This window comes from Streptomyces sp. NPDC079141 (assembly GCF_040686775.1).
Lineage (GTDB): Bacteria > Actinomycetota > Actinomycetes > Streptomycetales > Streptomycetaceae > Streptomyces.
Genome location: NZ_JBFBLP010000005.1, coordinates 182,646 through 195,979 on the forward strand (window position 1 = coordinate 182,646; position 13,334 = coordinate 195,979).

Consider the following 13,334-nt stretch of genomic DNA (forward strand, 5'->3'; position numbering starts at 1 on the left):
CCGAGAGACGGCGTAGGAGAGAAGCGATACCTGTGAGCGCAGCGACAACGCGAAGCCGCACCCCCGACCGCCTGTGCGCCGAGGCGATCGACCTCGCCCGCACCGCAGCCGAGGAGGCCGCCGCTCCCGGAGTGGTCGGTGAGCATGTGGAGCTGGTGTCCGAGGGCGACCGCGTTGTCACGCACTTCTTCGAGTGCAAGGAACTCGGGTACCGCGGCTGGCGCTGGGCCGTCACCGTGGCCCGGGCCTCACGCGCGAAGATCGTGACCCTGGACGAGGTGGTCCTCCTCCCCGGCCCCGACGCGCTCCTCGCCCCCGAGTGGGTGCCCTGGAGCGAGCGGCTGCGCCCCGGCGACATGGGCCCGGGCGACCTGCTCCCCACCGACGCCGAGGACCTGCGCCTGGAGCCCGGCTACAGCGGCGAGGACGAGCCCGCGCCGAACTCCGCCGTCTCCCACGAGATGGCCGAGCTGGTGGAGGCCGAGGACGCCGAGGTCACCGCGGGCACCCCCGCGCACCTCCCGGAGGCCCCCACCCGGGGCTCGATCGCGGCCGTCGCCGAGGAACTGGGCATGCGCCGCGCCCGCGTCCTGTCCCGCTACGGCCTCCATGTCGCCGCAGACCGCTGGGAGGAGTCCTTCGGCGCGAAGACCCCCATGGCGCAGGCCGCCCCCGCCTCCTGCGTCAGCTGTGGCTTCCTGATGCCCCTGGGCGGCTCCCTGGGCCAGGCCTTCGGTGTCTGCGCCAACGAGTTCGCACCGGCCGACGGCCGGGTGGTCTCCCTGACCTACGGCTGCGGCGGCCACTCCGAGGCCGCGGTCATGCCGAAGCCCCCGCAGCCGGCGGCGCCGGTGATCGACGAGACGAAGGTCGACCCGTTCCCGCTGCGTCCGGCGGCGGACTCGGGCTCGGTGCCGGAGGTCTCCGACGAGGACGCGGCGGACCTGGGGCACTCGTAGCGGCCCCTGAACCTTCCCGCAGCCCCCGACGTCGTAGCGGTAGCTGTTTCGTCGGGAGGGGACGCCATGACCGCCGTACACCGCAGGGTTCGTGCCGCTGGGGCCGCCGTCGTGCTGATCGTGGGGGCCGTCGCCTGTGGCGGGGGCGGAGAGGCCGATCCGGAGCCGTCCGCGACGGCGTGGACCGAGCCCGCCTCCTACGCCTACACCCTCACGTCGACGGAACAGGTCCTGCCGGGGCGCTTCCGGGTGACCGTCCGGGACGGCGAGGTGGCCGAGGCGGTCGGGCTCGACGGCGACAGCCGGCGGGTGGTGGCGCAGCTGCCGGGGCGGACGAGCCGGGTGCCCACCATCGGTCAGCTGCTGGACCGGCTGGAGAAGGCGCGGAACGAGCGGGCGGACACCGCGGAGGCCGAGTACGCGGCCGACGGGCGTCCCTCGCGGATCACCCTGGACTGGGACGAGAACGCCATCGACGACGAGGCCCAGTACGTCATCAGCGCCTACACGCCGGCGGCCGGCTGAGGACGGCCGCGTACTCGCGCGCTCATGTTCGTCACCAGGGGGTACCTTCGTCATCACGTCGACGAGGAGAATGAACGTGAGCAAGTTCGTGCGGCCCGCAGCCGAGGGGGCTGATCCGTTCGGGACGGCCCGTCTGCGCCGCGGTGTGATCGACGCCTGGGCCACCAGCCCCGCCCGCTTCCGGGAGGACGCCAACGCCGAGGAAGACCTCGTTCTCGGGGGCTACCGGGACCGGCTCGTCGTGGAGCTCGCGCAGAACGCCGCCGACGCCGCCGCCCGCGCCGGCGTGCCCGGACGGCTCCGGCTCACGCTCCGGGACGGCGTCCTCGTCGCCGCCAACACCGGTGCCCCGCTGGACGCGGCCGGTGTCGAGTCCCTCGCCACGCTGAGGGCGTCGGCGAAGCGGGACACGCCCTCCATCGGGCGGTTCGGCGTCGGCTTCGCCGCCGTCCTCTCCGTCACCGACGAGCCCGCGGTCGTCGGGCGGCACGGCGGCGTCCGGTGGTCCCTCGCCGAGGCCCGCGAGCTCGCCTCCGACACCGCCCGGCACAGCCCGGGGCTCGGTGACGAGATCCGGCGCCGGGACGGGCATGTGCCGCTGCTGCGGCTTCCGTTCGCCGCCGAGGGCACCGCCCCCGACCCGTACGACACGGCCGTCATCCTGCCGCTGCGCGACACCGCCGCCACCGACCTCGCCGAACGGCTCCTCAACGCCGTCGACGACGCCCTGCTGCTCGCCCTGCCCGGGCTGGCGGAGGTCGTCGTCGAGACCGACACCGTGCGGACCGTCAGCCGCCGCACCGACGGCGCCTTCACCGTCGTGGAGGACTCCCGGGACGGCATCACCTACTGGCGGACCGCCGTCGCGCACGGGCCGCTCACGCCCGAGCTGCTGGCCGACCGGCCCGTGGAGGAGCGGCTGCGGCCCCACTGGTCCGTCACCTGGGCCGTACCGGTCGACGACTCCGGCAGCCCCGTCCGGACCCGCACCAGCCCCGTCGTGCACGCCCCCACCCCCAGCGACGAGCCCCTGGGCGTGCCCGCCCTGCTCATCGGCTCCTTCCCGCTGGACCCCACCCGGCGGCACGCCGCCCCGGGCCCGCTGACCGACTTCCTCGTCCAGCGGGCGGCGGACTCCTACGCCGAACTCCTCGCCGGCTGGCGGCCGGTGACCGCGGGCATCATCGACCTCGTCCCCGGCCCGCTGGGGAAGGGCGAGCTGGACGGCGCCCTGCGTGCGGCGATCCTCGAACGCCTGCCGCGCACCGAGTTCCTCCCGCCGGCCCACGAAGCCGACGCCGACGAAGAGCTTCCCGAGTCCCTGCGGCCGCGCGACGCCGAGGTCGTGGAGGGCGCGGGCGCCGAGACCGTACGGGTGCTCGCCGAAGTGCTGCCCACCCTCCTGCCGGCCGGGCTCGAACGACGCGTGGAACTGCGGACGTTGGGCGTCGCCCGCGTCCCGCTCACCGACGCCGTCGACCGGCTCGCCGGCCTGGAGAAGGAGCCGGGCTGGTGGCGCAGGCTGTACGACAGCCTCGCCGGAGTCGACCCCGACCGGCTCTCCGGACTGCCTGTACCGCTCGGCGACGGGCGCACGACCATCGGCCCCCGGCAGGTGCTGCTGCCCTCCCCCGACGCCGCCGGGGTCGACCCGGAGGTGCTCGCCCGGCTCGGCCTGAAGGTCGCCCACCCGGACGCCGCGCACCCGCTGCTGGAGAAGCTGGGCGCGCTGCCCGGCACCCCGCGCGCCGTGCTCACCACACCCCAGGTGCGGGCCGCCGTCGCCGCCTCCCTCGACGACGAGGGCGGCCTGGACTGGGAGGCCGACGCGCCCGACGCCGAGGAGCTGGCCGACACCGTGCTGGCCCTCGTCCGGGACGCGGACCTGGAGCCGGGGGACGAGCCCTGGCTCGGCGCCCTCGCCCTGCCCGACGAGGAGGGGGAGCTGGCGCCCGCCGGTGAACTCGTCCTGCCCGGAAGCCCGTTCGCCGCCGTCATGCGGGAAGGGGAACTGGTCGCCGTCGACGCCGAGTTGGCGGAGAAGTGGGGCGAGCAGCCGCTCGCCGCCTGCGGGGTGCTGGCCGGCTTCGCGCTCGTGCGGGCCACCGACGTCGTGCTCGACCCCGACGAACTGGAGCCCCGCGAGGGCGACTTCGCCGAACCCGACGACGCCGGGCTGCTGGACGCGGTGGACGTGTGGTGCGAGGACATCCTCGACCGCTTCCCGGACACCCCGGTACCCCCGGTCGCCACGGAACTGGTCGCCGTACGCGACCTGGACCTCGTCGACGACGACAAGTGGCCGCAGGCCCTCGCGCTGCTCGCCCAGCCGCCCCTGCGGGACGCCCTCACCCAGCAGGTGCGCATCCTGCTGCCCGACGGCACTCACGAGGTCGTACGGCCGTACACCGCCTGGTGGTTGCGCGGCCACCCGGTCCTCGACGGCCGGCGGCCCGCCGGTCTGCTGGCCTCCGGCGGGGACCCGCTCCTGCGGGGCCTGTACGACGAGGCCGACGCGACCGGGTTCGACGACGAGCAGGTGCTGCGGGCGCTCGGCGTACGCACGTCGGTGGCGGCCCTGCTCGACGAGCCGGGCGGCGCCGCCGAACTGCTGGACCGGCTCGCCGACCCCGAGCGGGCGGTGACCGGCGCCCAACTGCACGCCCTGTACGGCGCCCTGGCCGAGCTGGACCCCGATCAGGTGACCCTGCCGGACGAGCTGCGGGCCGTCGTCGACGGGCGGGTGGAGGTCGTGGACGCGGCCGACGCCGTGGTCGTCGACTCGCCCGACCTGCTGCCCTTCACCGGGGGTGTGCCCCTGCTGCCGGTGCGGCCGGCGCGGGCCGCCGAACTCGCCGAGCTGTTCCAGGTGCGGCGGCTGAGCGAGTCCGTCACGGGTGAGGTCGACTCCGAGGGCGCCGAGCACGACGTACCTGATCCGGTGCGGGTGCTGCTGGGGCCGCGGACGCCGACGTCGTACGTCGAGCACGAGGAACTCTTCGTGGACGGCGTGGAGATCGACTGGCGGCTCACCGACGACGGTGTGCTGCATGCCGCCACCCTGGAAGGGGTCGCGGCCGGTCTCGCCTGGGCGGCGGGTCAGTGGCCGCGGCGGTTCGAGGTGGCGGCGCTGCTGGAGGATCCGTCACGGACAGGGGAGTTGGCACGGGACCGCTGGTTCGACTGAGAACCTTCACGCGGCCTCGAAATTTCCTCCACAAATTTTTCGTACGTCGTACAACCATTCCCATCAGTCGCATGTCACATCATGCGAGCCAACAGGCTCCACGATCACTTGGGCCCCGGCCGACGACGAGCCGTAGGGAACGACCACAGGTCGGGGCCCCTCTCCACGTGGGGAAAACATGCGCATTCGTGCCACCGTGGCCGCCGTCTCCGGCGCCCTGGCCCTGTCCGCTCTCGCCGTCCCGTTCGCGCAGGCCGACTCGCGCGACGCCGCGGAGCTGGACCGCCCGAGCGTTGCCGAGCGCTTCGGCGCCTCCGCCAACAAGTCGGCGTTCAGCACCGCCGCCGTGCCCACCGTCTCCAACGTGACGGTGAACGCGGGCAAGAACCTCGTCTTCGGCACCACCACCGTCAAGACCTTCGATGTGTCCCTGACCGCGACCCACGAGTCCGGCGTCGCGGACGCCTACATCGACCTGTGGCACGGCACCGACGTCGAGACCGACGTCGACGGCTACTTCGCCCCGAACGAGGAGGCGGCCACCTGCACCGCCACCAGCGCCACCACGTCGACCTGCAAGCTCACGATCACCGCGAGCACCTACGACGACCTGTACAGCAACACGCTGGCCGGTAGCTGGCACGTGACGGCGGGTGTCCTCGCCAACGACGGCGAGATCTACTGGAACGACTACTACAAGACCCACAAGGTCCAGCGTCTGTCGAAGCTGACGGTCAACGCCTCCCCGGAGCCGGTGAAGAAGGGCGGGACCCTCACCGTCTCCGGCAAGCTGTCCCGCGCCAACTGGGAGACCCTCCAGTACAACGGCATGCCCAGCGGCCAGGCGGTGACGCTGCAGTTCAAGAAGAGCGGCACCACCACCTACACCAACGTCAAGGGCATCAAGACCGCCACGGGCGGCGCGCTGAAGACGACCACCACGGCGAACTACGACGGTTACTGGCGCTTCAAGTACGCCGGCATCACCAGCACCGCGGCCGTCAACGCCACGGGTGACTTCGTCGACGTGCAGTAAGACGTGCGGTAAGCAGTAGCGATACCTCTCCGACGTCCGGTCCCGGCAGCCATCCGGGGCCGGGCGTCGGCGTATTGGCCCCCTCCGGCAGGCAACCCGAGCCTCCCCGCGCCCCTCTGATCATGTGGAGCATCCAGGCTCCCTTCACGACCATTTGGGGAACGCATGCGTATACGCGCCACCGTGGCCGCCGTCTCCGGCGCCCTGGCCCTGTCCGCCTTCGCCGTGCCGGCCGCGCAGGCCGACGACTCCGGCTCCGCCTACCGCGCCGATGTCGCGAAGGCCCGCGCTGCCCTGGGTACCCGTGCCGACGCCCCGTACGACCTGGACGTCACCTTCTCCGACTTCAAGGTCGCCAAGGCGATCAAGGTCGGCACGACCGCCCACGTCGCCAGTACGGTCACGTACACGATGACCCACGGCGCGGACGTCGACATCAAGGCCGAGGACTTCCTGACCGGCCCGTACCTCTACAAGGGCGCCTACGACGCCCCGGACAACATGCTGTTCGGCACCAACCCGGCCACCTGCACCTCGACCTCGGCCACCACCGCCACCTGCACGGGCAAGATCGACGTCTACCCGGGCGAGGGCGAGCTGGTGAACTCCGACGCCGGCACCTGGAAGGGCGGCGCCCTGGCCCTCGCGCAGAACGGCCAGGACCCGGAGAGCGAGAACTACGACATCACCAAGGTCGGTTACGCCGACAAGGGCGACCTCGGCAGCACGGTGCTCAAGCGCGCCGCCAAGCTGACCGTGAACGCCTCGCCGGAGCCGGTGAAGAAGGGCGCGACCCTCACCGTCACCGGCAAGCTGACGCGCGCCAACTGGGAGACCGAGAAGTACGTGGGCCTGCCCAGCGGCCAGAAGGTCGTCCTCCAGTTCCGCAAGGCGGGCACCACGGCGTACACCAACGTCAAGGGCATCCAGACGGCCGAGGGCGGCGCCCTGAAGACGACGGTCACGGCCTCCGAGGACGGCTACTACCGCTTCACGTACGCGGGCATCACGAGCACGGCCGCGGTGTCGGCCAAGGGTGACCTGGTGGACGTCCAGTAGTAGAGCGCCCCAAAGGGGCGCGGGGAACTGCGCGGCCGGCCCCCACCCGGCCCGCAGCCGACCACGCGCCCCTCCGGCTCAGCTCACGCAGGGAACCGGCGGTCGACCCATTTCCATGTGAACTCCAGGGCGACCGCCGCCACCGCCGAGATGCCGACGGCGATCCACGGCATCGTCATGCCGACCAGCCTCAGCGCGAAGAACTCCTGCAGCCACGGCACGACCAGCACCAGCAGGAAGCCCGCGCCCATCGAGGCCACCAGCAGGACCCGCCACCAGGTGTAGGGGCGGGCGATGATCGCCAGCACCCACATCGAGATCAGGAACAGTGTCAGTGTGGCGACACTGGTCTCCGCGTCCAGCGCGCCCTCGCCCGAGTAGTGGCTCCGGGCGATCAGATACGTCGCGAAGGTCGCCACCGCGGCCACCACTCCGCCCGGGATCGAGTACCGCATCACCCGCCGCACGAAGTGGGGTTTGGCCCGCTCCTTGTTGGGTGCGAGGGCGAGGAAGAAGGCCGGCACGCCGATGGTGAGGGTGGACAGCAGGGTCAGATGCCGGGGCAGGAACGGGTACTCCACCTGCCAGCACACCACCATCACCGCCAGCAGCACCGAGTACACGGTCTTCACCAGGAAGAGCGTGGCGACCCGGGTGATGTTCCCGATGACCCGCCGCCCCTCGGCGACCACCGAGGGCAGCGTCGCGAAGCTGTTGTTGAGCAGCACGATCTGCGCGACCGCTCGTGTCGCCTCCGAGCCGGATCCCATCGAGACCCCGATGTCGGCGTCCTTCAGGGCGAGTACGTCGTTCACGCCGTCGCCGGTCATCGCGACCGTGTGCCCGTGCGACTGGAGCGCGCCCACCATGTCCCGCTTCTGCTGCGGGGTGACCCGCCCGAACACCGTGCCCGCGTCGAGGGCCTCGGCCATGCCGTCCTTGTCGCGGGGCAGCAGCCGGGCGTCGACCGTGCTGCCCTCAAGGCCGAGCTTGGCGGCCACCGCGCCCACGGAGACCGCGTTGTCGCCGGAGATGACCTTGGCGCGGACGTTCTGCTCGGCGAAGTAGCGCAGGGTGTCGGCGGCGTCGGGCCGCAGCCGCTGCTCCAGCACGACCAGCGCGGCCGGCTTGGCGTCGTCGGCCACGCGGGGGTCGTCCAGGTCGCGCCCGGTGCGGGCGAGGAGCAGCACGCGCAGGCCCTGCTCGTTGAGGGACTCGGTCTCGGCGAGGGCGGGGTCGTCGGGGGACAGCAGGACGTCGGGCGCCCCGAGCAGCCAGGTGCTGGACTCGCCGTTGCCCTCGCTGAAGGAGGCGCCGCTGTACTTGCGGGCGGAGGAAAAGGGCAGGGACTCGGTGCAGCGCCAGTCCTCGGCGTCGGGGTAGGCGTCGATGACGGCCTGGAGGGAGGCGTTGGGGCGGGGGTCGGACTCGCCGAGGGCGCCGAGGACCTGCTTGACGTACTCCTCCTCGGTGCCGCCGAGCGGCCGTAGCTCGGTGACGTCCATGCCGCCCTCGGTGAGGGTGCCGGTCTTGTCGAGGCAGACGGTGTCGACGCGGGCGAGGCCCTCGATGGCCGGGAGTTCCTGGACGAGGCACTGCTTGCGGCCAAGACGGATGACGCCGATCGCGAAGGCGACGGAGGTGAGCAGCACCAGCCCCTCCGGGACCATGGGGACGATGCCGCCGACGGTCCGGGCGATCGAGTCGTTGAGGGCGTTCTCCTTGACGATGAGCTGGGTGATGATCAGGCCGGTCGCGGCCGGGACCATCATCCACGTCACGTACTTGAGGATCGTGGAGATGCCGGTGCGCAGCTCGGAGTGGACCAGGGTGAAGCGGGAGGCCTCCTCGGCGAGCTGGGCGGCGTAGGCCTCGCGGCCGACCTTGGTGGCCTGGAAGGCGCCGCCGCCCGCGACGACGAAGCTGCCGGACAGGACCTGGTCGCCGGGCCGTTTGACGACGGGGTCGGCCTCGCCGGTGAGCAGCGACTCGTCGATCTCCAGGCCGTCGGCCTCGATGCAGACGCCGTCGACGACGGCCTTGTCGCCCGGCCCGATCTCGATGAGGTCGTCGAGCACGATCTCGGAGGTGCTGACCTCGGCGGCGGTCCCGTCCCGCCGTACGGTGGGCCGGGCCTCCCCGATGACGGCTAGGGAGTCCAGGGTCTTCTTCGCCCGCCATTCCTGGATGATGCCGATGCCGGTGTTGGCGAGGATCACGAAGCCGAAGAGGCTGTCCTGGATCGGCGCGACGGCCAGCATGATCAGCCAGAGGACGCCGATGATCGCGTTGAACCGGGTGAAGACGTTGGCGCGGACGATGTCGGCGGTGGAGCGGCTGCTGCGTACGGGTACGTCGTTGACCTCTCCCCGTGCGACCCGCTCGGCCACCTCGGCGGAACTGAGCCCGCCCGTGCCCACCGGGGCGGGCAGGGGATGGCCGTGATCGACTTCGGTGCCCGCGTCGATGTGCGTCATGCATTCGACGGTACGTGCGGATTTACGCGTTCACCCGCCGAGTGCGCAGAAGATCCGACCTGGGGAGGACGGGGAACGGGGCGAAGTGGTGCCGTGGTTGTACGCGCTCCGGCTACTGCACGGAGGCCGCGCGCTTGAGGGCGGCGTCGCGCTTGCGGACGTACCAGATGCCGATCAGGCCGAGCCCGGCACCGGCCAGGCAGGTCCACAGCCACCAGGTGTGCCCGTGGTCGTCGAACCAGCCGTAGAACGGGAGCTGGACGAGGAAGAGGACGAACCAGAGGATCGTGCCGCCGGTGATGGTGGCGACCACGGGGCCCTCCAGGGGCTCCGGCGCCTCGTGTGTCGGTGTCCACTTCGCCATGGGGGACAGCTTACGAGGCGGTCGGAAACGGTTGGGAAGTGCTGAGGTCTACGCGCGGAGATAGCGATCAGGCCCTCATATGTTCATACTGAAACCGTTTGTCTTTGACCACTTCTGTTCGTAGGAAACGCCAATGTCCACCTCGGCCCCCGCCAAGGTCCCCGCCCCCGAGCAGCCCGGCGGCGCCCCCGCTTACGGTGCGCTCGACCGCTATTTCAAGATCTCGGAGCGGGGCAGCACGCTCGCGCGTGAGGTCCGGGGTGGCTTTGCCACCTTCTTCGCGATGGCCTACATCATCGTGCTGAACCCGATCATCCTGGGCAGCGCGAAGGACATGTACGGCCACCAGCTCGACAACGGTCAGCTGGTCACGGCGACGGCGGTGACGGCCGCGTTCACCACCCTGCTCATGGGTGTCATCGGCAATGTGCCGATCGCGCTGGCCGCCGGTCTCGGTGTGAACTCCGTCGTCGCGCTCCAGCTCGCGCCGCGGATGGCCTGGGCGGACGCCATGGGCATGGTCGTGCTCGCCGGCTTCGTGGTCATGCTGCTGGTCGCCACCGGTCTGCGTGAGCGCGTGATGAACGCGGTGCCTTTCGGCCTGCGCAAGGCGATCTCGATCGGTATCGGCCTGTTCATCATGCTGATCGGTCTGGTCGACTCCGGTTTCGTCTCCCGCATCCCGGACGCCGCGCAGACCACCGTCCCGCTCCAGCTCGGCAGCGACGGTCACCTCAACGGCTGGCCGGTCCTCGTCTTCATCCTGGGCGCGCTGCTCACGCTGGCCCTGATCGTCCGCAAGGTCTCCGGCGCGATCCTGATCTCGATCGTCGCGATGACGGTCCTCGCGCTGATCATCAACGCGGTCGCGGACATTCCCTCCTGGGGTCTGACGACCCCCACGTGGCCCGGCAACCCCGTCGCCACCCCCGACTTCGGCCTGATCGGCGAGTTCAGCCTGTTCGGCGGCTTCGAGAAGGTCGGCGTCCTGACCGGCGTGCTGTTCGTCTTCACGGTTCTGCTGTCGTGCTTCTTCGACGCGATGGGCACGATCATGGGCGTCAGCGACGAGGCCAAGCTGACCGACGCGCAGGGCCAGATGCCCGGCATCAACAAGGTCCTCTTCGTGGACGGTCTCGCGGTCGCCGCGGGCGGCGCCAGCTCCTCCTCGGCCACCACCGCGTTCGTGGAGTCCACGGCCGGCGTCGGTGAGGGCGCCCGCACCGGCTTCGCCAACGTCGTCACCGGCGGTCTGTTCACCGCCGCGCTGTTCCTGACCCCCGTCGCCACCATGGTCCCGTCCCAGGCGGCCACCCCGGCGCTGCTCGCGGTCGGCTTCCTGATCCTGGCGAACTCCGTCAAGGAGATCGACTGGGCCGACTACACGATCGCGATCCCGGCCTTCGTGACGATGGTGATGATGCCGTTCACCTACTCGATCACCAACGGCATCGGCATGGGCTTCATCACCTTCGCCGTCCTGCGTCTGGCGGCCGGGCGCGGTCGTGAGGTCCCGGTCGCGATGTACGTCGTCGCGGGTGTCTTCGCCTTCTACTACCTGATGCCGGCCCTCGGACTCACGTAAGGCCGTAGAACTTCTCCGTCTCTTCGACCGCGGTCTGGAACCGCTCGTCGAAGTCGTCCCGAATGAGCGTCCGGACCACATAGTCCTGGACGCTCATTCCTCTTTTGGCCGCATGGTGCCGGAGCCGTTCGAGCAGCTCTCCGTCTATCCGCAGGCTGAGCACGCTGGTCCCCATGCATATGAGGGTCACCTCCGGTGGCCGGAGTGCGTGTCACTTTCCGGAATCGGCTCACTCATATGGGTGATGCCAGGGTTCAGTGGCCGGAGTCACGGGCATTCGGGCGTGTCACGAGTGGTCTTTAGTCAGGGTAATGAGTTAACCTAAAGAACATGCCGGACCTTACCCATGGCGACGACGCTGCCGCCGTGAACTCCCTGCGCTCCGCTGTCATGCGGTTGTCCCGTCGGCTCAAGCACCAGCGGGTCGACGAATCGCTGAGCCCCACCGAGATGTCGGTGCTCGGCACCCTCTCCCTGTGCGGCCGGGCCACCCCGGGCGAACTCGCCCGCAAGGAACATGTCCAGCCGCCGTCGATGACCCGCATCGTCGCCCTGCTGGAGGCCAAGGGACTGGTCCGGCTGGAGCCGCACCCCGAGGACCGGCGCCAGAAGGTCGTCACGAAGACCGAGCAGGCCGAGGCGATGCTCGCCGAGAGCCGCGCCAAGCGCAACGCCTTCCTGGCCACCCTGGTCGACGGCCTCGACGAGGACGAGTGGGCGAAACTGCGCGAAGCCGCCCCCGTGCTGGAGAAGCTCGCACACCTGTAAGCAGCGCCCGAGGAGGCGAAACCTTTTGAGTACGGGATCCGGAGCAGCTTCCGCCCCCGCACCGACCACCCCCGATTCCACCCGTAAGTCCTCGATGTTCAGCTCGCTGAGCGTCCGCAACTACCGCCTGTTCTTCGCCGGACAGGTCGTCTCCAACACCGGTACCTGGATGCAGCGCATCGCCCAGGACTGGCTGGTCCTCAGCCTCACCGGCTCCGCGACCGCCGTCGGTGTCACGACGGCACTCCAGTTCCTGCCGATGCTGCTCTTCGGTCTCTACGGCGGTGTCCTCGTCGACCGGCTGCCCAAGCGGCCCACGCTGCTGGTCACCCAGACGTCGATGGCCCTCACCGGCCTCGCGCTGGCCTTCCTCACCCTCTCCGGACACGTCGAGGTCTGGCACGTCTACCTCGCCGCCTTCGCCGTGGGCCTTGCCACGGTCGTCGACAACCCGGCCCGGCAGACCTTCGTCTCCGAGATGGTCGGCCCCGACCAGCTCCAGAACGCCGTCAGCCTGAACTCGGCGAACTTCCAGTCCGCGCGGCTGGTGGGCCCGGCGGTGGCGGGCCTGATGATCACCGGCGTGGGAACGGGCTGGGCCTTCCTCGCCAACGGCCTGTCCTTCGTCGCACCCATCGCCGGACTGCTGCTGATGCGCGCCCGCGACCTGCACGCCGTCGAGCGCGCCCCGCGCGGCAAGGGCCAGCTGCGGGAGGGCCTGCACTATGTCGCCGGGCGCCCGGACCTGATCTGGACCATCGTCCTCGTCGGGTTCGTCAGCACCTTCGGCTTCAACTTCCCCGTGTATCTGTCGGCCTTCGCCGACGACGTCTTCCACGCGGGCGCAGGCTCCTACAGCCTCTTCAACACCCTGATGGCGGTGGGCTCCCTGTCCGGCGCCCTGCTCGCCGCCCGCCGCGGCACCGCCCGGCAGCGGGTGCTGGTCGCGGGCGCGGTGGCCTTCGGCACCCTGGAGATCGTGGCGGCGCTGGCCCCCTCGCTGTGGCTGTTCGCCCTGCTCATGATCCCGATAGGCATGTTCGGCATGACGGTCAACGTCACCGCCAACAGCAGTGTCCAGCTCGGCACCGACCCGGCCATGCGCGGCCGGGTGATGTCCCTCTACATGATGGTCTTCATGGGCGGCGCCCCCCTGGGCGCACCCATCGCGGGCTGGATCACCGATGCTTACGGCGTCCGCGCGGGCCTGGCCGCGGGCGGCGCCATCGCCGCGGCCGCGGCGGTCGTCATCGGCCTGGTCCTGGCCCGCGTCGGCAACCTGCGGCTGTCGGTGGGCTGGAACCACGGTCACCCCGTGGTCGACTTCGTGCCGAGGAAGCAGCGCGAGGAGCAGCTCGCGACGGTGGCGTGAGG

11 protein-coding genes are annotated in these 13,334 nt (G+C 70.9%); 8 read left to right on the forward strand and 3 right to left on the reverse strand.

The features are described from left to right. Positions 1-32 precede the first annotated feature (32 nt). The 5 genes from AB0Q90_RS17540 (at position 33) to AB0Q90_RS17560 (ending at position 6,766) form a co-directional block, all read left to right on the forward strand. Positions 33-959 (forward strand): DUF3027 domain-containing protein, encoded by a 927-nt coding sequence (locus AB0Q90_RS17540; RefSeq protein WP_363161250.1) that lies wholly within the window; start codon positions 33-35, stop codon positions 957-959. 66 nt (positions 960-1,025) lie between these two features. After that, positions 1,026-1,484: a DUF6174 domain-containing protein gene (locus AB0Q90_RS17545; RefSeq protein WP_363161249.1), complete on the forward strand. Its 459-nt coding sequence runs from the start codon at positions 1,026-1,028 to the stop codon at positions 1,482-1,484. 76 nt (positions 1,485-1,560) lie between these two features. Further along, on the forward strand, positions 1,561-4,671 hold the full coding sequence (locus AB0Q90_RS17550; RefSeq protein ID WP_363161248.1) for a molecular chaperone Hsp90: 3,111 nt from the start codon (positions 1,561-1,563) through the stop codon (positions 4,669-4,671). 178 nt (positions 4,672-4,849) lie between these two features. Beyond that, the gene (locus tag AB0Q90_RS17555) at positions 4,850-5,707 is read left to right on the forward strand and encodes a DUF5707 domain-containing protein (protein ID WP_363161247.1); all 858 of its coding nucleotides are present in this window, start codon (positions 4,850-4,852) and stop codon (positions 5,705-5,707) included. Between the two features lie 165 nt (positions 5,708-5,872). Beyond that, positions 5,873-6,766 (forward strand): hypothetical protein, encoded by an 894-nt coding sequence (locus AB0Q90_RS17560; protein ID WP_363161246.1) that lies wholly within the window; start codon positions 5,873-5,875, stop codon positions 6,764-6,766. An 83-nt stretch (positions 6,767-6,849) separates the two neighbouring features. Here the strand turns inward: AB0Q90_RS17560 and AB0Q90_RS17565 are convergent, their stop codons facing one another. Next, positions 6,850-9,243 (reverse strand): cation-translocating P-type ATPase, encoded by a 2,394-nt coding sequence (locus tag AB0Q90_RS17565; RefSeq protein ID WP_363161245.1) that lies wholly within the window; start codon positions 9,241-9,243, stop codon positions 6,850-6,852. Between the two features lie 112 nt (positions 9,244-9,355). Continuing rightward, on the reverse strand, positions 9,356-9,607 hold the full coding sequence (locus tag AB0Q90_RS17570; protein WP_363161244.1) for a DUF2530 domain-containing protein: 252 nt from the start codon (positions 9,605-9,607) through the stop codon (positions 9,356-9,358). A 133-nt stretch (positions 9,608-9,740) separates the two neighbouring features. On the opposite strand from AB0Q90_RS17570, the gene AB0Q90_RS17575 reads away from it, so the two are divergent. Then, complete coding sequence (locus AB0Q90_RS17575; protein ID WP_363161243.1) at positions 9,741-11,192, forward strand: NCS2 family permease; 1,452 nt, start codon at positions 9,741-9,743, stop codon at positions 11,190-11,192. Here the strand turns inward: AB0Q90_RS17575 and AB0Q90_RS17580 are convergent. Next, a complete protein-coding gene (locus tag AB0Q90_RS17580) occupies positions 11,185-11,367 on the reverse strand; it encodes a ribbon-helix-helix protein, CopG family (RefSeq protein ID WP_363161242.1) in 183 nt (60 codons plus the stop codon). The genes AB0Q90_RS17575 and AB0Q90_RS17580 overlap by 8 nt on opposite strands. Positions 11,368-11,522: 155 nt before the next feature. Between AB0Q90_RS17580 and AB0Q90_RS17585 the strand changes: the two genes are divergently transcribed. Continuing rightward, positions 11,523-11,960, forward strand: coding sequence for a MarR family transcriptional regulator (locus tag AB0Q90_RS17585; RefSeq protein WP_363161241.1), 438 nt, complete (start codon positions 11,523-11,525; stop codon positions 11,958-11,960). A 25-nt stretch (positions 11,961-11,985) separates the two neighbouring features. After that, complete coding sequence (locus AB0Q90_RS17590; protein ID WP_363161240.1) at positions 11,986-13,332, forward strand: MFS transporter; 1,347 nt, start codon at positions 11,986-11,988, stop codon at positions 13,330-13,332. Positions 13,333-13,334 lie beyond the last annotated feature (2 nt).